This is a genomic window from Ensifer sp. GW823-FHT05D09 (genome assembly GCF_058795755.1).
Map to the genome: position 1 here is coordinate 243757 of NZ_JBXAIA010000007.1, position 18600 is coordinate 262356.

18 protein-coding genes are annotated in these 18600 nt (G+C 63.9%); 7 read left to right on the forward strand and 11 right to left on the reverse strand.

Translation table 11 applies throughout. From position 1 onward, the window contains the following. Positions 1–263: 263 nt before the first annotated feature. Positions 264–1547: an MFS transporter gene (locus AC1Q80_RS20695; RefSeq protein WP_492361655.1), complete on the forward strand. Its 1284-nt coding sequence runs from the start codon at positions 264–266 to the stop codon at positions 1545–1547. Between the two features lie 137 nt (positions 1548–1684). On the opposite strand, the gene AC1Q80_RS20700 is transcribed toward AC1Q80_RS20695, so the two are convergent. Genes AC1Q80_RS20700 through mtnK form a run of 5 tightly spaced genes read right to left on the reverse strand, consistent with a single transcriptional unit; the run spans position 1685 to position 7108 of the window. Further along, complete coding sequence (locus AC1Q80_RS20700) at positions 1685–2803, reverse strand: RuBisCO large subunit C-terminal-like domain-containing protein (protein ID WP_492361656.1); 1119 nt, start codon at positions 2801–2803, stop codon at positions 1685–1687. Further along, the gene (locus AC1Q80_RS20705) at positions 2803–3804 is read right to left on the reverse strand and encodes a transketolase family protein (RefSeq protein WP_209789060.1); all 1002 of its coding nucleotides are present in this window, start codon (positions 3802–3804) and stop codon (positions 2803–2805) included. Before AC1Q80_RS20705 ends, AC1Q80_RS20700 begins: the two co-directional genes overlap by 1 nt. 2 nt (positions 3805–3806) lie before the next feature. Further along, positions 3807–4742, reverse strand: coding sequence for a transketolase (locus tag AC1Q80_RS20710; RefSeq protein ID WP_492361657.1), 936 nt, complete (start codon positions 4740–4742; stop codon positions 3807–3809). Between the two features lie 3 nt (positions 4743–4745). Next, positions 4746–5840, reverse strand: a complete 1095-nt coding sequence (mtnA, locus tag AC1Q80_RS20715) for an S-methyl-5-thioribose-1-phosphate isomerase (RefSeq protein ID WP_492361658.1) — start codon at positions 5838–5840, stop codon at positions 4746–4748. Then, a complete protein-coding gene (gene mtnK, locus AC1Q80_RS20720) occupies positions 5837–7108 on the reverse strand; it encodes an S-methyl-5-thioribose kinase (RefSeq protein WP_492361659.1) in 1272 nt (423 codons plus the stop codon). Before mtnK ends, mtnA begins: the two co-directional genes overlap by 4 nt. Before the next feature lie 145 nt (positions 7109–7253). Between mtnK and AC1Q80_RS20725 the strand changes: the two genes are divergently transcribed. From AC1Q80_RS20725 to AC1Q80_RS20735, 3 genes are read left to right on the forward strand one after another with little or no spacing between them, the layout of a single operon-like run. Beyond that, on the forward strand, positions 7254–8777 hold the full coding sequence (locus AC1Q80_RS20725) for a sugar ABC transporter ATP-binding protein (RefSeq protein WP_173421363.1): 1524 nt from the start codon (positions 7254–7256) through the stop codon (positions 8775–8777). Next, positions 8767–9834, forward strand: coding sequence for an ABC transporter permease (locus tag AC1Q80_RS20730; protein ID WP_173421364.1), 1068 nt, complete (start codon positions 8767–8769; stop codon positions 9832–9834). Before AC1Q80_RS20725 ends, AC1Q80_RS20730 begins: the two co-directional genes overlap by 11 nt. A gap of 52 nt (positions 9835–9886) precedes the next feature. Beyond that, the gene (locus AC1Q80_RS20735) at positions 9887–10930 is read left to right on the forward strand and encodes a substrate-binding domain-containing protein (protein WP_112833332.1); all 1044 of its coding nucleotides are present in this window, start codon (positions 9887–9889) and stop codon (positions 10928–10930) included. 97 nt (positions 10931–11027) lie between these two features. On the opposite strand, the gene AC1Q80_RS20740 is transcribed toward AC1Q80_RS20735, so the two are convergent. Continuing rightward, entirely contained in the window at positions 11028–12008 is a 981-nt protein-coding gene (locus AC1Q80_RS20740; RefSeq protein ID WP_492361660.1) for a sugar-binding transcriptional regulator, read from the reverse strand. 440 nt (positions 12009–12448) lie between these two features. On the opposite strand from AC1Q80_RS20740, the gene AC1Q80_RS20745 reads away from it, so the two are divergent. After that, positions 12449–12637 carry a twin-arginine translocase TatA/TatE family subunit gene (locus tag AC1Q80_RS20745; protein WP_173421366.1) on the forward strand — a complete coding sequence of 63 codons (189 nt, stop codon included), beginning with the start codon at positions 12449–12451 and terminating at the stop codon, positions 12635–12637. Positions 12638–12894: 257 nt separating this feature from the next. Here AC1Q80_RS20745 and AC1Q80_RS20750 read toward each other — a convergent pair whose 3' ends face one another. From AC1Q80_RS20750 to ubiT, 4 genes are read right to left on the reverse strand one after another with little or no spacing between them, the layout of a single operon-like run. Beyond that, positions 12895–13287 (reverse strand): hypothetical protein, encoded by a 393-nt coding sequence (locus tag AC1Q80_RS20750; RefSeq protein ID WP_209789074.1) that lies wholly within the window; start codon positions 13285–13287, stop codon positions 12895–12897. After that, entirely contained in the window at positions 13272–14222 is a 951-nt protein-coding gene (gene ubiV / locus AC1Q80_RS20755) for a ubiquinone anaerobic biosynthesis protein UbiV (RefSeq protein ID WP_492361661.1), read from the reverse strand. Before ubiV ends, AC1Q80_RS20750 begins: the two co-directional genes overlap by 16 nt. 4 nt (positions 14223–14226) lie before the next feature. After that, positions 14227–15204, reverse strand: coding sequence for a ubiquinone anaerobic biosynthesis protein UbiU (gene ubiU, locus AC1Q80_RS20760; protein ID WP_173421369.1), 978 nt, complete (start codon positions 15202–15204; stop codon positions 14227–14229). After that, positions 15195–15701 (reverse strand): ubiquinone anaerobic biosynthesis accessory factor UbiT, encoded by a 507-nt coding sequence (gene ubiT, locus AC1Q80_RS20765; protein ID WP_173422221.1) that lies wholly within the window; start codon positions 15699–15701, stop codon positions 15195–15197. The genes ubiU and ubiT overlap by 10 nt, the downstream gene beginning before the upstream one ends. Positions 15702–15814: 113 nt before the next feature. On the opposite strand from ubiT, the gene AC1Q80_RS20770 reads away from it, so the two are divergent. Both AC1Q80_RS20770 and AC1Q80_RS20775 read left to right on the forward strand, forming a co-directional pair. Further along, positions 15815–17326 carry a UbiD family decarboxylase gene (locus AC1Q80_RS20770; RefSeq protein WP_492361662.1) on the forward strand — a complete coding sequence of 504 codons (1512 nt, stop codon included), beginning with the start codon at positions 15815–15817 and terminating at the stop codon, positions 17324–17326. After that, entirely contained in the window at positions 17323–17949 is a 627-nt protein-coding gene (locus AC1Q80_RS20775) for a UbiX family flavin prenyltransferase (RefSeq protein WP_209789080.1), read from the forward strand. Before AC1Q80_RS20770 ends, AC1Q80_RS20775 begins: the two co-directional genes overlap by 4 nt. Here AC1Q80_RS20775 and AC1Q80_RS20780 read toward each other — a convergent pair. Then, positions 17898–18590 (reverse strand): NnrU family protein, encoded by a 693-nt coding sequence (locus tag AC1Q80_RS20780; protein ID WP_492361663.1) that lies wholly within the window; start codon positions 18588–18590, stop codon positions 17898–17900. The two genes, AC1Q80_RS20775 and AC1Q80_RS20780, sit on opposite strands and share 52 nt — an antisense overlap. Between the last annotated feature and the right edge of the window lie 10 nt (positions 18591–18600).

Genomic DNA, 18600 nt, shown 5'->3' on the forward strand with positions numbered 1-18600 from the left:
GGTCATGTCTTGTGCAAAGACAGACAGAAGTCACGTCAATTTGGCCCCTGAGCCCACGCGAACCGCATCGTTCGTGTGTGGTCAGGGTCCTGCTTGACGGCAGAAGCAACACGTGTAAATAATAGATCAAGTAGTCAATTAATTAATAAAGCCGGCCGATCCCTAGGCAGCGCGCACGCTCATCCACCCTCCAACACCAACTGCGATCCGATGCTCAACTCCATCTGCCACGCCCATTGCCGTTTGCGCTCGATGGCATCCGCATGAGCCGCCACTCCATTCGCATCCGACGGCGGTTGCCGGTGCTGGGCAGCGTCATGGCTGGCGCATTCTCGACGCTCGGAAACGCCGTCGCCATGGTGGCCTTGCCGTGGTTCGTGCTGACGTTGACCGGAAGCCCTTTGTGGACCGGCATTGCCGCCGCCGCAGGCGTCTTGCCGATGATTGCGGGCTCGCTGTTCGGCGGCGGTCTTGTCGATCGCTTCGGCCCGCGCTGGATCGCATTTACGGGTGATTTGACGAGCGCGCTTGCGGTCGCAGCGGTGCCGCTTCTCTATCATCTCGATATGCTCGGGATCGGCACGCTCGTCGTCCTGATTGCGATCGGTGCGGCCATGGACGGTCCGGCATCGATCGCCGCCGAAAGCCGCCATCCGGAACTGGCGCGTCTTGCGGGGTTCCGGCTGGAGCGGGTCAAGGCCGTGGATGAGCTGATCGAGAATGCCGGCGTGCTCGTCGGGCCGGCGCTTGCCGGCGTGATGATCGCGCTTGTTGGCGTCGAAGACACGTTGTGGCTGACCGCTGGATGTTCACTCGCCGCGGCGATCCTCGACGTTATCTCCCTGCCGACGCGGCGCAAATCGGTTGGCGCCGAACAGGTCGCCATCGGCCTGGCTGGCGCATGGGAAGCCGTTCGCTTCCTGTTGCGCGATCCGCTGCTGCGCAGCCTGATCATGCTGGGCACGTTGTTCGGCATCATCTTCGGCGCGATGGAGGCCGTCGTCATGCCGGCCTTTTTCAAGGCGACCGGGCAAAGCGCCATGAGCCTCGGCCTGTTCCTGTCGGCAAGCGGCGGCGGCGCCATTTTGGGCACGCTTGCCTATGCGGCCTGGGGCCATCGGCTCTCCGGGCGTGGCATCCTTATCTTCGGCTGCGCCGTCGAGGCGCTCGCCATTCTCGTGCTGGCCTTGGCGCCTCCGGTTTCGCTGCTGATCGCCGCCGGCGCTGTGGCCGGTTTCGCGACGGGACCAATCGGGCCGATCGTCGCGACCGCAGCACTTCGCCGTGTGCCGGTCAAGCTGCGCGGGCGGGTGCTGGGTGCTGCGGATGCTCTGGAGCTGTCGGCGATCCCGCTGGCCATCATTCTGGCCGGTGGAGCGGTCGAGGTTTTTGGCGCTCAGCCATTGCTCCTGGGTTGCGCCGCAGCGCTCGCCGGCACGACGATGATCGCCGTCTTTCTGCCGGGTCTGAAGCAGCTTGACCGCAGGCGGATCGGCAATGCGGCAAGGCTCCCCGTCGGCGATGACGTCGCCAGGGCGGGTGAGTAGCCACGCGGAAAGCGCCGTGCCCGTTGCGGTGAATAGGCTGACAGCGTTTCGGCCGCGACGGTGGTCAAGGCTGCCGAGCGCACCATCGCGCTCGGCAGCACCCGGGGAGGTTATCTTATTGCCGGACCGCTGGACGCCTAGCGTGCGACCGCTTCGACGATCCTGCGGCTGGCCGAAACGATGTCCGTATCCTGCAGCAATGCGCCGCCGATCAGATACATCACATCGTTTCCGTAAGCGTCGCGCATCTCCGGCACGCGGCCGAGGTTCATGCCGCCGCCGGGGGCAGGCACGATCGCCTTCGGGCCACCCATGTCGGTGGCGCAGGCCTTGGCGATCGACTGGCATTCCTCGCGGGTGAAGCCAAAGCGCCCGCCGAAATTCGGATAGATCGCTGCGTCGGCCCCCATCAGGCGCTGCAAGGCGCCGTAGAAGCACCTGTGCGAAAAGCCAGTATCGGGCGAAACGACGTTGGCACCTGAGAACGCAGGATGCGAAACGATCGGCAGAGTGAAGGCCGGATCGGAGGCTAGCGTGTGGATCACATCGTAGCCGGCAAGGGCCGGGGAAATCATCACCCCACCGGCGCCGGCTTCCTGCGCCATCATCGCGCGCTCGAACAGGTCTTTTGCCGACGCGGTGATGTTCGGCACGAAACTCGCCCGCCCGCCGCTCTTGGCATTGGCTTCGCCGACGGCATTGACGCAGGCGGCCAGCCGTTCGGCGAAGGGCGACGTCCGTTGGTCCACCAGCCCGTGGTCGTCCTTGACGAAATGCATGCCGCCGAGCGCGAAATCATGCGCGCGGCGGGCAAGCTCGGCCGAAGACAGGCCGACCGGCTTGATCGCCGACATCAACAGCGGCTGCGCGCCGATGCCGGCCCTTTGCCGCAAGCCGGCAATGCCATGCTTCGGGCCGGGGCAAAGCGCGAGAATGCCCGCGGACAGGCCGATGTTCTCGACTTTCAATCCCGGCTTGATCGAGCTGTTGCCGAAAACAATGTTGAGGAACTGCAGGAAGTCGCCGCCGACATCGTCCTCGCTGTAGGAGATCTCGGCGAGATAGCCGGGCCGACCGTCCGGATCTTTTGCCAGCGCCTCAAGCTTGCCGAGGATTTCATCCTCCACATAACCCTTGGGCACGACATCCCTGGGGATCTCGACCGTCTGTTCCAGGGCGATATCCAGCGCCCGTGCGCGCGCCTCCGCCTCGTCGGCCGCCCTGACGTAGTAGCTGACGGTGAACCGCGGAGCCATCAGAGCGCCTCCGCCTTCTGCGCCGAATGCACATGATCAAGGCGGACCTCGGTCAGTTCGTCTTCGCCGATTTCGAGCGACCTGCCGGTCAGCTCCTCGATCGCGGACACCAGCGCGCCGGCGTCGAGGCCATACTTCTTCATGAGGTAAGGCTTCGAGGCGCCATGGGCAAACGTGTCCTTCAGGCCGAGACGCTTGAGGCGAACGCCAAGGCCCTCTTCGGCCACGATCTCGGCAACAATCGAGCCGAGGCCGCCGACGATCGTGTGGTTTTCGAGCGTGACGATGCCCTTCTTGCCGCGCGCGGCCTTGAGCAGCCCTTCGCGGTCAAACGGCTTTAGCGTCGAGGCGTGCAGGTGATGAAGCCCGATGCCGCGCGCCTCGATCGGTTTTGTGGCGCGCAAGGCTTCCTCGGTGCAGACGCCGGAGCTGACGACGAGGATGTCGTCGCCTTCCGACAGGGTACGCAGCGTGTTGAACGCAAACGGCGTTGAGAAAAGTCGAGGGACTTCGCCGCGAAGGATGCGCACATAAACCGGTCCGTCGATCGCATCGGCAACCTCGAGTACGGTCTCGACCTCGGTCGCGTCGCCGGTCTCAAGGATCGTCATGTTCGGCACGGCGCGCAGCACGGCGATATCCTCGATCGCCTGGTGGGTGATGCCGCCGGGCGTGGTGATACCCGGCAGGAAGCCCATCAGCCGCACCTTGCGGTTGGAATAGGCGATCGAATTGATCAGCTGGTCGTAGGGGCGCCGGTAGAGGAACACCGAGAAGGTGTGGATGAAGGGCCGATAGCCCTGCATGGCAAGCCCGCCGGCGAAGGAGAGCATGTTCTGCTCGGCCATGCCCAACGACAGGAACTGCTCCGGATGCCGGTCGCGGAAGCCATCGACCTCGCAGGACGAGGTGAGGTCGGCGGAAAGGCAAAGCACTTCCGGGCGCGCTGTCGCGAAAGCCTCGAATGCCCCAGCGTAAGGGCGATTGACGATTTCGACCATGGTCAGGCCCCTTCCATTTCGTTCGGGCTGACGCCCAGTTCGGCGGCGAGTGCCGCCTGCATTTCGAGCCGCTCTTCGGCGCTCTTGAAGCGCACGTAGTGAAGGCGCGGAAAGCGCTTTTGCAGGAAGTTCATTCCCTGGAACGGCGACGTATTGGCGAGGATGACCAGCGGCTTACCCGCTTCGGCACTGTCGGCAGCATCGCGCATGGCCTGAAGGTCGTGGCCGTCGATCGAGCGGCAGGTGGCGCCGAAGGCTGCAACGCGGCTGGCAAGATCGCCGAGATCGAGAACCGACGACATGGCACCGTCGCATTGCTGACGGTTGACGTCGACGATGACGCGGATGTTGTCGATGCCATGGTGGGCCATTGCCGCCAGGCACTCCCAGGTCTGGCCCTCCTGAAATTCCCCGTCGGACATGTAGACCCAGACCTTGCCCGGCTCGTTGCGCCTCTTGCGAGCAAAGGCAACGCCCGCAGCCATGGAAAGGCCCTGCGCCAGCGAGCCTGTCGTGACTTCCATGCCCGGGCTGTGCTCGGCGCCGATCATCTCGACGGAGCTTCCGTCCTTGTTGAAATGGTCGAGCGCGTGTTCATCCATGCGCCCGACCTCGATCAGTGCGCAGTAGATCACCAGCGCATAATGCGCCGGCGAGATAATGAAGCGATCATATTCCGGGGCCGACGGGCCGTGGTAGCCGGCGCCGGTAAAGGCGTCGGGGTTATCGGCGGAGGGCACGCCGCGAAACGGCAGCGGCACCTTCGGCAGGGTCGGTTCGCCGAGCTTGAGGAACTCGTTATAGAGCAGAGCGAGGCTTTCGGCGGCCGAGCAGGCCTGGCTCAGATAGCCGCCATTGTTCTTCATCGTGTGGAAGAAGACGCGGCGGCGAATGCCGAGTGCGATCTCCTCGGTGGTCTTCTGGTTTGTCAGGCTCACCGGTCAGCTCCTTTCCGGAAACAGCGCTTTGAGGCCCTGCGGCGACGCCGTGGCGACGCCGCGTTCGGTGATGAGGCCGGTGATGAGGCGCGCAGGCGTCACGTCGAAGGCCGGGTTTGCCGAGGGGCTGCCTTCGGGTGAGACGCGCACCGAGATGATCGCGCCATCGGGGCCACGCCCTTGCACGAAGCTTACCTCGTCGCCGGTGCGTTCCTCGATCGGGATCTCCTTGACGCCGTCCTTGACCGTCCAGTCGATGGTTGGCGACGGGAGCGCGACATAGAAGGGAACATCGTTGTCGCTGGCGGCGAGCGCCTTCAGGTAGGTGCCGATCTTGTTGCAGACATCGCCGTTGGCCGTCGTGCGGTCGGTGCCGACGATCACCATGTCGACGGCGCCGTGCTGCATCAGGTGGCCGCCGGCATTGTCGACGATCAGCGTGTGCGGCACGCCATGGCCGTTGAGCTCCCAGGCGGTCAGCTGGGCGCCCTGGTTGCGCGGCCGGGTTTCGTCCACATAGACATGCACGGGAATACCCGCTTCGGTCGCCATATAGATCGGTGCCGTCGCCGTTCCATAGTCGACGGTCGCAAGCCACCCGGCGTTGCAATGGGTCAGGATGTTGACCGGCTCGCCGGGCTTCTTCGTCGCCGCGATCTCGCGGATGATCTTGAGGCCGTTCGCCCCGATCGCCCGGTTGAGCTGCACGTCCTCCTCGGCGATTTCGCCGGCGCGCCGGTAGGCGGCCTCGGCGCGGTCGTCGACCGGCAGCGGCCGCAGGAACTGGCGCATGGCCTCGAGCGCCCAGCGAAGGTTGATCGCGGTCGGCCTGGTCTCGTTGAGCTCCTCCCAGACCGCATCGAGATGCCGGTCGGACGGGTCGTGCGCCATGGCAATCGCGATGCCGTAGGCGGCGGTGACGCCGATCAGCGGCGCGCCGCGCACCCACATGTCGCGGATGGCGACCGCCACGTCTGCGACTGTCTTCAGCGTGACGATCCGGAATTCGTGCGGCAGCCAGCGCTGGTCGATGATGTCGACCGAGCGGCCGTCGGCGTTGAGCCAGATCGTATGGTAGTGCTTTTCTCCGACTTTCACGAAAGTGTCTCCTGCTGAAGCCGTTGCGCGGTGGCGCGAATGTCCCTGAGGCTCGCAATGCGATCCCGGTTGACGGCGAGATGACGACCGAGCTTCAGTGCCTTGCTTTCGCATTCGGCGCGGCGGCTGAGGTCGTCGATGGTTTCGAAATCGGCATTGTGGGCAAGGCCGAGGATGCGTCTGAGGATCTCGACGCCGGCAAAGCCGAGCATCTCGCGGTAGATCTCATCGAGAACGATGGTCAGCGCCTGTTCCGAGCCGAACGGATCGTCGCGGTCTTCGAAAAGGCTTGCCTGGTAGAGGATGCCCTTGCGCTCGCTCCGCCACAGAGCCGAAAACTCGTCGCAGAAGGTTTCCCAGATCGTCTCCGTGGTATCCAGCAGGTAGGTGCGCATCCGGTCGCGTTCGCCGGCGACGGTCTCGTGGCCCTGTTGCGAGAAGTAGCTCATCCAGAAATTGGCAAGCAGCATACCGACATCGAAGCTGATCGGGCCGTAGAAGGCGAATTCCGGGTCAATGACACGCGTCTCGTCGTCGGTGACCATGACCGAGCCGGTGTGCAGGTCGCCGTGGCAAAGGGTTTCGGCCTTGGCGGAAAAAATGTGCTTCAGCCGCTGGGCTTCCACCTTCAGGTCACGGTCGCGGCGCAGTTCCTCGACCAGGCTGTCGAGGTGCGGGCTCGTGTGCCGGTTCATCTCCGCCTCGAAGTAAGGATCGGAGAAAACCAGGTTCTCGGTGATGTCGCAGAGCTCGACATTGTCGGCGAAGAGCGCGAGATCGGCCTTCTTTTCGCGCGTCGGCATCGAAAGATCCGAGCCGCGGAAAAGCGTGCGGGCCGCGAAAAGCCCGAGATCGCGGCCGATCTTCGGCAGCATGCGCCCCGCAATCAGCGCGCGCCGCAGGATCACGTGCGGTGTCAGGTATTCCATGATGATCATCGCCTGCTCGGCGTCGAAGAACAGGATTTCCGGCACCATGCCCGGATCGCGGGCAGCCTGGCGAATGAGGGCGTGGTATTCGAAGAACGAGCGCTTCAAGGGCAGGGGCCAGCGTTCGCCGACGAGCCGGACATAGGGCAGCGCCTGCTTGACGATCGCAGCCCCCTTCTCGCCCGTGACGATGAAGACGAGATTGAGGTTGCCATCGCCGACCTCCTTGACCTGCCAGCGAAGATGGTCCGCGCCGATCCTGTCGCAAAGGGCCGTGTTATCGCTCAGTCTCAATGGCAGCGTTTCGGCGCTGAGCGCCTCGAACACGTGCTTGTCCATATGGTCCTCCCTATCGACATGACCGGCCTTCACCGCTCCTCGTCATGCTGTCTTGGGTCATAGGTAAGTCGCCATTCTGTCAAATGTCAACAGCCTTGACATTTGATGGATAGCCATCCTAACCTGCCTTCATTGGGAGGAGAGCATGAGCGAACAAGCAGTGTTTCGCATCGAGGGCGTGCGCAAATCCTTCGGGCCGATACCGGTCCTGAAGGGCGTCGATCTCGAATTGCGCAAGGGTGCCGTCACGGTGCTGATGGGCGCCAACGGCGCTGGAAAGTCGACACTGGTGCGCATCCTCAGTGGCGTCTACGTCAGCGATGCCGGGGATATGCGGCTCAGCGATATTCCATTTGCCCCGGCAACGCCGGCAGAGGCGATCCGAGCCGGCGTGGTGACGGTTCACCAGAACATCAATGACGGCGTCGTCGCCGATCTCGATGTGGCGACGAATCTCACGCTCGACCGGCTGAACGGTCGCGGTGCACGCCTGTTTTTCAACCCGCGCCGTGTCCGGCGTGAGGCAGCCGTCGTTGCGGCCCGCATGGGCCTCGCGATCGATCTTTCCGCCGATATCAACGACCTGACGCTTGCCGACCGACAGATGGTGGCGATTGCCCGCGCCATGGCGCATGAACCGCAGGTGCTGATCCTCGACGAGCCGACCTCGTCGCTGTCGAGTGCCGAGGCCGATCGGCTGTTCGAGCTTCTCGACCGGCTAAAAGCCCGCGGCGTCGCCATCCTCTATATTTCCCACCGGATGTCCGACATCCGCAGGCTCGCCGACAGCATCGTCACGCTGCGCGACGGGCGCATAACCGGCCGTTTCGAAGGGGCGGATCTGGATTACGAAGGCGCTGTCAACGCAATGCTCGGGCAAAAGGTTTCGGCAGGTGCCGTGACCGTGCGCGACGGTTCCGGTGCAGTCTTTTCGGTGAAGAGCCTGCGGCTGACGCAGACGTCCCGTCCGTTCGACCTGGCGCTTGGCGATGGCGAAATCGTCGCCGTGACCGGGCTTGTCGGTGTCGGCAAGACGGCGCTGGCCGAGACGCTTTTCGGCGCGCGTTCGCCCGTGGCAGGGCTGATGACGCTTGACGGCGCGGCCTACCATCCACAATCGACCGGTCAGGCGATTGCCAAGGGCGTGTTTCTGGTCGCCAAGGATCGGGCCGACAGCGGCATCGTTCCGGACTTCAATATCTACGAGAACATCAGCCTGCCGTTCCTTAAGCGGCTGTCGCGTTTCGGCATATCGAGCAGGTCGGCCGAACGGGCGAAATCGCGGGCGCAGATCGCGGCACTTGGCGTCGTCTGCCGCAGCGAGCGCGACGAGATGCAGACCCTTTCCGGCGGCAATCAGCAGAAGGTGATGGTCGGGCGCTGGCTCTCCGAGCCTTCGCGCCTGCTGATCCTTGACGAGCCCTTCCAGGGCGTCGACATTGCCGCGCGCCGCGACATCGGCGCCAAGCTGCGCGCCTCGGCCTCCGGCCGCGCCACCATCGTTTTCCTGACCGAACTCGACGAAGCCTTCGAGATCGCCGACCGCATTCTCGTGATGTCGGAACACACTGTAGTCGGCGAGCATCGCAACGCCTCGGTCGACGTCGAGCGGCTCCTCCAGGAGATCGCCGGTCAACATCATCAGCAGGGACAGCCTCATGAGCAGTGAACAGATAAAACCCACGGCGCCTGCCGCTTCAGTGCTACCGGCTTCGCCGGCAAGTGCCGCGTTCAGCCTGCGCGACCTCGCGATCAAGTACGGCTTCCTTGTTCTGCTGGCGGGGCTGGTTATCTATTTCTCGCTGGTGACCAACGGCTTTTCCTCGCCGCAGAGCGCGGTCTTCATCCTGCAATCCGTATCGATCACCGGTATCCTGGCGCTCGGCGTCACGGCCACGCTCGTCGTCGGCGGTTTCGACCTGTCGATCGGCTCGGTCGCGACCACGTCGATGATGGCGTCATCCTATGTGATGGTGGTGATGGGCGGCGACGCGCTGACGGCGACACTCGTCTGCCTGGCGATCGGCGTTCTCGTCGGCCTGATCAACGGCATCATCATCGTCTATATGCGCGTGCCGGATCTTCTGGCGACGCTCGGCATGATGTTCCTGCTGCTCGGCCTGCAGCGCATCCCGACCGAGGGGCGCTCGATCGCCGCCGGCATGACGCTTCCCGACGGCTCTGTTGCGACAGGCACCTTTAGCCCTGCCTTCCTGGCGCTCGGGCGCCATCGCTTCGATCTGATCCTGCCGAACCTCGTGCCGGTCTCGGTGGTGGTGCTGATCGTGCTGGCCGTCGTGATCTGGTTCTTCCTCGAATACACCCGCTTCGGGCGGATGATGTATGCGGTCGGCTCCAACGAGCGCGCCGCCGGCCTCGCCGGCGCGCCGGTCAATGCCTACAAGATCTCGGCCTATGTCATTTCGGGCGTCTTCGCCTCAATCGGCGGCATTCTGCTCGCCGCCCGTCTCGGCCGCGGCGACATCGCCTCGGGCAACAACCTGTTGCTCGACGCGGTCGCAGCCGCCCTGATCGGCTTTGCCGTGCTCGGAGCTGCCAAGCCGAATGCGTTCGGCACGGCGATCGGCGCGCTCTTTGTCGGCATCCTGCTCCAGGGCCTGACGATGATGAATGCGCCTTACTACACCCAGGACTTCATCAAGGGCGCCGTTCTCGTCATCGCCCTGATCTTCACCTTTGCGCTCTCGAAAAGAGGCAAACGCTGACGGGAAAGCCCCGGAGGCGGAAAACAAACGTTCACCAGTGGAGGAGACTGAAATGAACTTTACACGCAGAGCAATGGGCAAGCTGGCGCTTGGCCTTGCAGGAACCGTGGCCTTCGCCACCGCTTCCTTTGCCGCCGACATGCCGAAGCCCTTCGACAAGCCAGGCGACGTCAAGATCGCGCTCGTGCGCTATCTGTCGACCGGCGACTTCTTCCAGTCCTACCTTGCCGGCGTGGAGGCGCAGGCAAAGGCACTCGGCGTCCAGCTTCAGGTTCTCGACAGCCGCCAGGACGCAGCGCTTCAGGCCGACATGGTCGACCAGGCTATCGCGCTCGGCGTGCAAGGGATCATCATCCAGCACGGCCTGACGGAATCGATGAAGGAAGCCGCCCAGCGCGCCGTCGATGCCGGCATCAAGGTCGTGGCCTTCGACGTTAACGTCGAGAACGAGAAGATCCCGCAGGTCGAACAGTCCGACCGCGACCTCGCCCGCCTTGCTCTCGAGCAGGCGATCAAGGACAATGGCGACAGCTTCAAGGCCGGTTACGTCTATGTCGCCGGCATCGCGCCGCTCGACCGCCGCGACGAGACCTGGAAGGAATTCAAGGCGAAGTATTCGGGGATCAACGAGATCTCGCAGTTCGGCACGATGGACAACCCGATCGCCAACTCGGTTGCCAACCAGGCGCGCTCGGTCATCTCCGCCAATCCTGATATCACCGTGATGTTCGCGCCCTATGACGAGTTCGCCAAGGGCGTGAAGATCGCGGTCGACGAAGCCGGTCTGTCGCAGAGCGTGAAGATCTATTCCGCCGACATCTCGACCTCGGATATCGCCGCGATGCGCGAGCCGGATTCCGCCTGGGCGGCAACGGCTGCGACCAACCCGGCCGTGGTCGGACAGGTTTCGGTCAGAACGCTTGCCATGCTGCTCGCCGGCGAAGACCCGGGCCGTAGCGTCATCGTGCCGCCGACGCTGATCACCCAGAAGGACCTGAACGATCAGGACATCAAGAACATGGAAGAACTCGGCACCAAGCTGCCGCAGTTCGCTCATGCCGATGTTGCCATGCCGGCATGGATGCCGAAGCCCTGATCCGTACTGTCAATTTGAAAGAAAGCGGGGCGGTCGAAAGGCCGCCCCGTTTGCATGTTGCCGACCTTGCGCGTCGGGCCTTGTTCCAAGGCACGGCTTAGGCCGTTGCCGCCTGGACCCGGTCGAGGCCGTCGCGCCGCCAGCGTTCCATCACCCGGCGCGCCATCGATGTAGTAACGACGAGATGCGAGGCGAAGCCCCCCTTTAGCGCGGCCATCAACGGCTCGAACTTGCTGTCTTCCTGGACGACCAGCATGCGTTTCTCGATGGCGCGGATCGATCCGAGATCGGCGGAGATGCAGCGTCGATTGTGGGCGCAGTTCACCCATTGGCCGTCACCGTCGATCAGCTGCCCGGCGATGACGCCGACGGCCCCTTCTTCGCCCATGCGGTGCATTTCATCGGCGCTGAGCGCGCCGCATTTGACGAGATGGCTGTCGTCTTCGATGCCGCCGACGGAATAGAGCGCCAGATGGCAGTCGGCGATCGTCGACAGCTGCTCGCGGATCACCGGCTCGCCGCGAAGTTCCTCGGCCAGCCGTTCGGATGACAGGACCAGCGGCGCGTAGAAATTGATGCCTTCGGCATTGAGCCGGCGCGCGATCTCCGTCGTGCACTGGTCCGGGCGATAGGAATAGGGCGCGCCGAGATTGCCGCAGAGCTGCACCACCGTGACGCCGCGCAGATCGGCGAAAGGCATCACGTCGGCGATGTGGTAAACCGTGCGTCCCCAGGCGACGCCGACGCGGTCGCCCTTGTTGATCAGCTCGAGGAAGACGGATGCGGCCAGCACCGGCATCTCCGCCGTCGGGTCCATGGCCTGTCGATCCTCCGGCACGATCCAGGCGGTCGTCACGCCGGTTGCGTCCTCCAGTTCGCGCGCCAGCACATCGTCGGTAAAAAGCTCCGTCGATGTGCTGATATTGACGATACCGGTCTCGCGTGCCCGCCTGAGATAGGTGGCAACAGAGGCACGTGATATGCCCAGTTTCTGCGCGACTTCATCCTGCCGTAGCCCATGGCTGTAGTAGAGCCATGCGGCCTTGTGCATGATCTGGTCGGTGTTGCGGATAGGCATGGGGATCCTTCATGCTGTCAATCCCTGACATTATTCACCGCTCATGACATAAGTCAAATTGTTGCTCGGCCCCGGCCGAAACGGGCAATGTTTGCCCAACCGCAAGGCCAACCGATTTCGCCTGATCTGTGCGCCACGGCGCCCGACGGAAGCCCGTGGTGCGCTGTCGGTTGCTGCCATGCAGGAACCGGTCGGCGCGGATCGAGCCGCTGCAGGTGAATGGCCCCCGGGGCATCGGTATCATCGGTGATTCCTGCGCCCGGTGCACATGAATTGCAAGCAGGCAGCGCCGTGCCGGATCATGGCTCGAAAATCTAGGAACGCTGCCGTCTGTTTGTCGCCTGACAAGGATATGCCGCCGAACGCGCGCTAATCCTGTGTTGCAGCCGGCGAGCAGTCGCCGCCCGGCCGCATCGGAACTGTTTGAAGGAAGTAAAGACATGGGGTCTTTGAGTATCTGGCATTGGTTGATCGTGCTTGCGGTGGTGTTGGTCCTGTTCGGACGCGGCAAGATTCCGGAGCTGATGGGGGATGTCGCCAAGGGCATTCGCAATTTCAAGCACGGCCTCAAGGATGATGCCGCCGCGCCGCCGGAAGGAGAGATCGACAGTAGCCAGCGTGAGGCGTGATCGACCCGCACCGGGTGGATCACGGCGAGCCGCCCGGTGCCGTCGGCCGTCAGCTGACGCTCAAGTTCCGGCGAGGCGCGAACGAACCGGCCCGTTACCAGGTGAACAAAGGGTGTGCTCGGCACGTTGCCAAGAAAGGTGCCGGCGATGGCGAAGCCGGCCATCCGTCAGCAAGGAAAGGGACGTAGCATTTTCGACGCCGGGATCGTTCGCCAATTCCAGCTCGGGCAAGTTGCCCTTGGTGCCTCGCTCAGTCGTCATGCGCTGGCCTCGGTATTGCGGTCCACCTGTTGTGCGCCTGCGAGGATGACAGCGCCGGTGCGTGCGGCTTCGGCAATGTCTTCGAACAGCAATTGCGCTTCGGCCAGCAGGCTGCCATCCACCTCCTCATCGTCAACTTCATCGAGTTCGCAAAGCAGTTCCGCGATGGCGGCAATGCGCCGGCGTTGATACCTGGCGCGGTCCAGCCGGCGGCGCCGGTACCGGCCGGCGGCCAACCGCTCGAACTGGAGGAGCAACTGATCGATTTCCGCCCGGCAGGCGCAATCGAGAGTCGCGCCTGCAATCAGACGACGGATACCGGCGACGATGTCAGCGGGACCGGCATCGTCAGTCGGCTCGCGAACTGGAAGGGTCAACGCATCTGCCATCTTTCACCTCCATGGCGCGCGCCGGCAGGTGCTTCGATCCACGATGCGCCGGTCTGGCCATAGTGAAACCCGTTTGACAACGGCACGCCGGGATAGGCGGCCACCAGACGCGCAAGGCCTTCGGCCGCAGACATCAGCCCGGCGGCGACGGATTCATAGATGCGGGCGACCGTCACCATGTCGCAGTCCTGCGGCGATAGCCGGATCCGGCTGATGCCGGCGGCAGTCAGTGCCGGAAGTTCCTGCAGCAGGCTTTGGCATGTGTGGGACATGGTCTGGACCCCGTTGAGGACGAGGAACGGCTGGCGATCAAGCGTCTCGACAATGAGCCCATCGCTGTCGTCGCCGCAGATGAACTGGCAATTGTCCTTCACCAGGCCCTTGGAACGGGCGTGAGCGCAACGCGCCGAGATTGCCAACGGCACGCGGCCAAAGCCGAAGATTTCGAACGCGACGTCAGGCGCATCACGAACGATCTCGCTGACCGACGCCATCGGCAACTCCGGTGGCAGGCAAATGCTGGTTGCGCCGCGCGACGCCAGCAATCGGGCGGTGGCTCCATTATAGACATTGATCAGAGGGCCGATCGAATGCGGTTTGCCGACAAGCAACCCGAGCGCAGACAGATCATTGGCCTCAATCGGGTGGATGCTGTCGCGCACCAGGCCGCGCACGAGTTGGCTCTCGCGCTCCAGGGTGACGAGTGCCAGCGAAGCAAGGCTGACTTTCTTGCCGGCCGCCTCCAGGCGTTCGATGACTTCGGCGACATGCGGCTCGATGAAATGCAGGCGCTTGGAGCAGACCGCTTCACCGAGGGTGACGTGGTCGACCGGGGCTTCGTCGGCAATGCGGAAATAGAAGTCACGCCACTTGGGTCCGTCCCAAAGGTAGAGCACGGGGCCGAGACTGAGCGAGAGGTGGGGTGTAGCAGGCATGTCGTTATCTCCACCGCTTTTCATAGGCGCCCGACGTCGTCTTCTGTCCTTCGCTGAGCCGCCTGAGGCGCGACAGCAAGGCGGGTCTCTCAGTTGCATCGGCAGCGACAGCGCGGCGCATGACGGAAACGACCTCGGCGACATAGGCCTTGCCGCGCTGGCGCCCCTCGATCTTCAGTGCTCCGACGCCGGCATCGCGCAAGGCATCGATATGGTCCATGACGTCGAGCGAAACCGGATCCTCGAAGGCGTATCCGCGCTCCTCGGCTATGTCGAAACGGCCCTTGCAGAGCGTGGGGTAACCGGCGGCCTCGCCGGCGGGAAACCGATTGATCGTGTAGTCACCGAGTTCCGACACGAGTTCGCTGCCGTCCTCGCGGTAGCGCACATGGCTTGCCGGCGAGCAGACGCCGTTCATGTTGGGCGATTTGCCAGTGGCGTAGGATGACAGCGAGCAGCGCCCCTCCGCCATCACGCAAAGCCCGCCGAAAACGAAGACCTCGATCTCGCAGCTGATCTGGCGCGCAAGGCGGGCGATATCGGGAATTGTGAGGATGCGCGGAAGCACGACGCGCTTCGCACCGAAGGTTTCGACCAGGAATTTGACCGCATCGGCGTTGGAGGCGGACGCCTGCACCGAGACGTGCAGCCGTTGCTGCGGATGGCGCTCGGCGGTGTAGGCCATCAGGCCGAAGTCGGCGAGGATCAGGGCATCGGCGCCAAGGCGCACGGCATCATCGACGGCGTCATGCCAGAGCTTTTCCTGTCCGGCGCGCATGAAGGTGTTGATGGCGACGAAGGTCATCACCTTGTGCCGGCGGGCATAGGCAATCGCCGTCTTCAGCTCGTCGCGGGAAAAATTCAGGCCGGGAAAGTTGCGGGCATTGGTCTCGTCGCGAAAGCCGCAATAGACGGCATCAGCGCCGGCGTCCACGGCCTCACGAAAGGCGGCCGGCGTGCCTGCCGGACAGATCAGTTCCATCTGGCGGCCTCCCCCGACAATGCGCGTGTCCTGATTTCGCTGGCCGCGCGCCTGACCAGGGGCGCGAACGGGCCGCTCATGCGGGCGATATCCGCCGGCAGGTCGATATTGCAGTCGTCGAGCGCGTTGCGCAGCGCCAACATGGCCTCCATGTCGCCCGTTATCGTCAAGCTTCTGGAGAAGAACACGGCATCGCCATCGAGCTGACCCTCGAGCAGCGCCAGGAGCAGTACGAAGGTGCCGCCCATGCAGGCGTCGGCGGCCGGCAGGTGCGGCTTGCGGTGAACGGAGATGCGTCGAGCCGCCGGCTCTATCAGAAAGCCCAGTGGAAGGTCCGTGGGGACGAAGGCATAGCGTTTGTCGGCGTGCTCCCCGAGCCGGTCGAAAAGATCAGGGTGCTGCCGAACGACCTGGGCAAAGACGAGCCGCGTGGCGTGTTCGATGAGAGGAAGCGGCGCGAACCGCAACGGTGCGGTCATCGCAAAGGGTAGGGTCATGGGCTGCCTGCATGAAAACGGAGCAAAGAATGGCGGCATGCTAGTCGCCGTGTCGCCGCCGCTGTTTGTCCCACGTCAAAGACATCGGGCATTAGCCGCCCCTAAGAGGCGGAATGAACAAGAGCTTCCGTCCAGCCAGGGGATTTGCATCGCTTCAGGATTTTGCCTGTGCGCTGGAGCGTGAGGGAGAGCTGAAACGAATCTCTCGCCCCGTATCCCTGGTCCATGAGATCACCGAAATCCATCGGCGCATTCTGGCCGATCACGGCCCTGCGCTTCTCTTCGAGCGACCCGTCGATGCCTCCGGGCGGGTCCACGACATCCCGCTGCTCGCCAATCTCTTCGGCACCGAACGCCGGATCGAGCGCGGATTCGGTCTGGGCGACGGCGGACTGGCCAGCCTTGCGCGCGATCTCGCGGACCTGCGCGATCCCCGCGCACCAGCGTCTCTGCGCGATGCCTGGGATCGGCTGCCGCTACTGCGCTCGGCTCTGTTCCTGCGTCCGAAGCATGTGACAGCCGCACCGTGCCAGGACGTCGTCTGGCGCGGCGCGGATATCGACCTCGGCCGCCTGCCGATCCAATGGTGCTGGCCGGGCGAGCCGGCGCCGTTGATCACCTGGCCGCTCGTCATCACCCGCGCGCCGGACGACCCGCTCGATGTCAATGTCGGCATCTATCGCATGCAGGTGCTCGGCCGTAACAGGGTGATCCTGCGCTGGCTTGCCCATCGCGGCGGTGCGCGGCACCACCGTCTGTGGCAGCGCCAGGGGCGCGATATGCCGGTCGCGGTGGCGATCGGTGCCGATCCGGCAACGATCCTTGCCTCGGTCATGCCGCTGCCGGAGGGGATGAGCGAGCTCAACTTCGCGGGCCTCTTGCGCCGGAGCCGAACGCAGCTCGTGGCCGCAACCTCGGTGCCGCTGGCCGTTCCGGCACAGGCCGAGATCGTGCTGGAAGGAACGGTGTCGGCAACCGAGACCGCCGACGAAGGGCCCTATGGCGACCACACCGGCTACTACAATTCGGTCGAGCCGTTTCCGGTCATGACGCTTTCCGCCATCACCACTCGCCGCAAACCCTATTATCTCTCCACCTATACCGGTCGGCCGCCGGACGAGCCTTCGCGGCTGGGAGAGGCGATGAACACGCTGTTTGTTCCGCTTGCCAAGAAACAGTTCCCGGAGATCACCGATCTCTGGTTGCCGCCGGAAGCGTGTTCCTATCGCGCCATGGTGGTCGCGATCGACAAGCGTTACCCCGGGCAGGCGAAGCGCCTGATGATGGGGCTCTGGTCGATGCTGCCGCAGTTCAGCTACACCAAGCTGATCATCGCGGTCGACCCGGATATCAATGTCCGCCACTGGCCCGATGTGATGTGGGCGCTGGCGACGCGCTTTGATGCCAGCCGCGATGTTACCGTCGTTGCCGACACGCCGATCGACTATCTAGATTTCGCGTCGCCACGCACCGGCCTCGGCGGCAAACTCGGGCTCGATGCAACGACGAAGATCGGTTCGGAGACCGATCGCGAATGGGGGCGTGTCCTCGATATGACGCCCGACGTCGTGCGCCAGGTCGATGCTATCTGGGCCGAACTCGGGCTTGAAAGGAAAACATCATGAGCCGGCACCGTATTGTCTTGGGGATCACCGGTGCATCGGGTGCCGCCATTCCGTTGCGCATTGCCGAGCGGCTTGCGCGGATCGAAGAAGTGGAACTGCATCTGGTGCTGTCGCCATCGGCGCATCGAACGCTTGCCCATGAGGTTGGCGGACATGCACTGTTGCGGCTCTTGGAGAAGGCGGACCGGACCTATGACCACAGCGATATCGGCGCTGCGATCGCCAGCGGATCGTTTCCGACCGCCGGCATGATCGTCGCACCCTGTTCGATGCGCACGCTTGCCGCGATCGCCAATGGGCTTGCCGACAATCTCATCGTGCGTGCCGCCGACGTGCACCTCAAGGAGCGTCGCCGTCTCGTGCTGATGGCGCGCGAAACGCCGCTTCATCTCGGGCACCTGCGCAACATGTGTGCGGTGACGGAGATGGGCGCGATCGTCATGCCGCCGGTCCCGGCCTTCTATCACCGGCCTGACAGTGTCGAGGCGATCGTCGATCATCTCGCCGCTAGGGCGATCGATCTACTCGCATTGCCGATCGCGTCGCTTGCTGTCGCCTGGCAGGGGGAAGTTCAGCCGAAAGGCAATGCCTGCAAAAGCGGATCTGCGCCGAACATCGCGTAGTGACCGCCGGCGAGCAGCCAGAAGGTAATCGCAGCGGTCGCGAAGGCCGACAGGATCATCACGGGATCTGCGCGCAGGCGCGCTTGGCCTTTCATGATCGCGGCGAAGGGAAAAACCGAGGTACCTTGCCGGGCCGCCGGCCAGGTATCCCCAAGGCGCCGCCGCGCACGCTTTTCCACCATGAAGAACCCACCGAGCGCAAACAGCGCGAAGCCACCGAAGAGCACCAGGGAGCGCAGGTCGCCATTGGCGATGACATGGCCGACGGCCCAAAGCAGGAAGCCCCAGAGCACCGGATGGCGCGTCACGCTGACGATTGCGCCTTTCCGTTCGTTGCCCTGAAAAATGGAGATCGACAGCGGATTTTCGCTGAACAGGCCGGCTAGGACGAGGAAGACCCCGCATGGCGCGAGAACGAATGTCGTCCAGGCCTGCCACGGGGCCGGCTCCCAGAGCGGGATGAAATCAAGCGCGAGCGCTGCCTGAAAAACCCAGATCAGCGCGACGATCGACAGCAGCGAATAGAGGCTGAAATAGGTTCGCCGCCCCAGCAACGTGATGAGCCGCTGACGCAGCCTCGGCAATGCCGGCACCATGTGAAGGGCAAGAAAAACTGCGAATGCCAGAAGGAAATTGTACATCGACCGGACC

Bases quoted from the DNA above. Each gene is read 5' to 3' on its own strand.
- AC1Q80_RS20730 (WP_173421364.1), top strand. From the start codon at position 8,767: ATGAGCAGTGAACAGATAAAACCCACGGCGCCTGCCGCTTCAGTGCTA.
- AC1Q80_RS20770 (WP_492361662.1), top strand. From the start codon at position 15,815: ATGAACAAGAGCTTCCGTCCAGCCAGGGGATTTGCATCGCTTCAGGAT.
- AC1Q80_RS20745 (WP_173421366.1), top strand. From the start codon at position 12,449: ATGGGGTCTTTGAGTATCTGGCATTGGTTGATCGTGCTTGCGGTGGTG.
- mtnK (WP_492361659.1), bottom strand. From the start codon at position 7,108: ATGGACAAGCACGTGTTCGAGGCGCTCAGCGCCGAAACGCTGCCATTG.
- AC1Q80_RS20735 (WP_112833332.1), top strand. From the start codon at position 9,887: ATGAACTTTACACGCAGAGCAATGGGCAAGCTGGCGCTTGGCCTTGCA.
- AC1Q80_RS20750 (WP_209789074.1), bottom strand. From the start codon at position 13,287: ATGGCAGATGCGTTGACCCTTCCAGTTCGCGAGCCGACTGACGATGCC.
- AC1Q80_RS20740 (WP_492361660.1), bottom strand. From the start codon at position 12,008: ATGCCTATCCGCAACACCGACCAGATCATGCACAAGGCCGCATGGCTC.
- AC1Q80_RS20700 (WP_492361656.1), bottom strand. From the start codon at position 2,803: ATGGCTCCGCGGTTCACCGTCAGCTACTACGTCAGGGCGGCCGACGAG.
- ubiT (WP_173422221.1), bottom strand. From the start codon at position 15,701: ATGACCCTACCCTTTGCGATGACCGCACCGTTGCGGTTCGCGCCGCTT.
- AC1Q80_RS20725 (WP_173421363.1), top strand. From the start codon at position 7,254: ATGAGCGAACAAGCAGTGTTTCGCATCGAGGGCGTGCGCAAATCCTTC.
- ubiV (WP_492361661.1), bottom strand. From the start codon at position 14,222: ATGCCTGCTACACCCCACCTCTCGCTCAGTCTCGGCCCCGTGCTCTAC.
- ubiU (WP_173421369.1), bottom strand. From the start codon at position 15,204: ATGGAACTGATCTGTCCGGCAGGCACGCCGGCCGCCTTTCGTGAGGCC.
- AC1Q80_RS20695 (WP_492361655.1), top strand. From the start codon at position 264: ATGAGCCGCCACTCCATTCGCATCCGACGGCGGTTGCCGGTGCTGGGC.
- AC1Q80_RS20780 (WP_492361663.1), bottom strand. From the start codon at position 18,590: ATGTACAATTTCCTTCTGGCATTCGCAGTTTTTCTTGCCCTTCACATG.
- AC1Q80_RS20705 (WP_209789060.1), bottom strand. From the start codon at position 3,804: ATGGTCGAAATCGTCAATCGCCCTTACGCTGGGGCATTCGAGGCTTTC.
- AC1Q80_RS20775 (WP_209789080.1), top strand. From the start codon at position 17,323: ATGAGCCGGCACCGTATTGTCTTGGGGATCACCGGTGCATCGGGTGCC.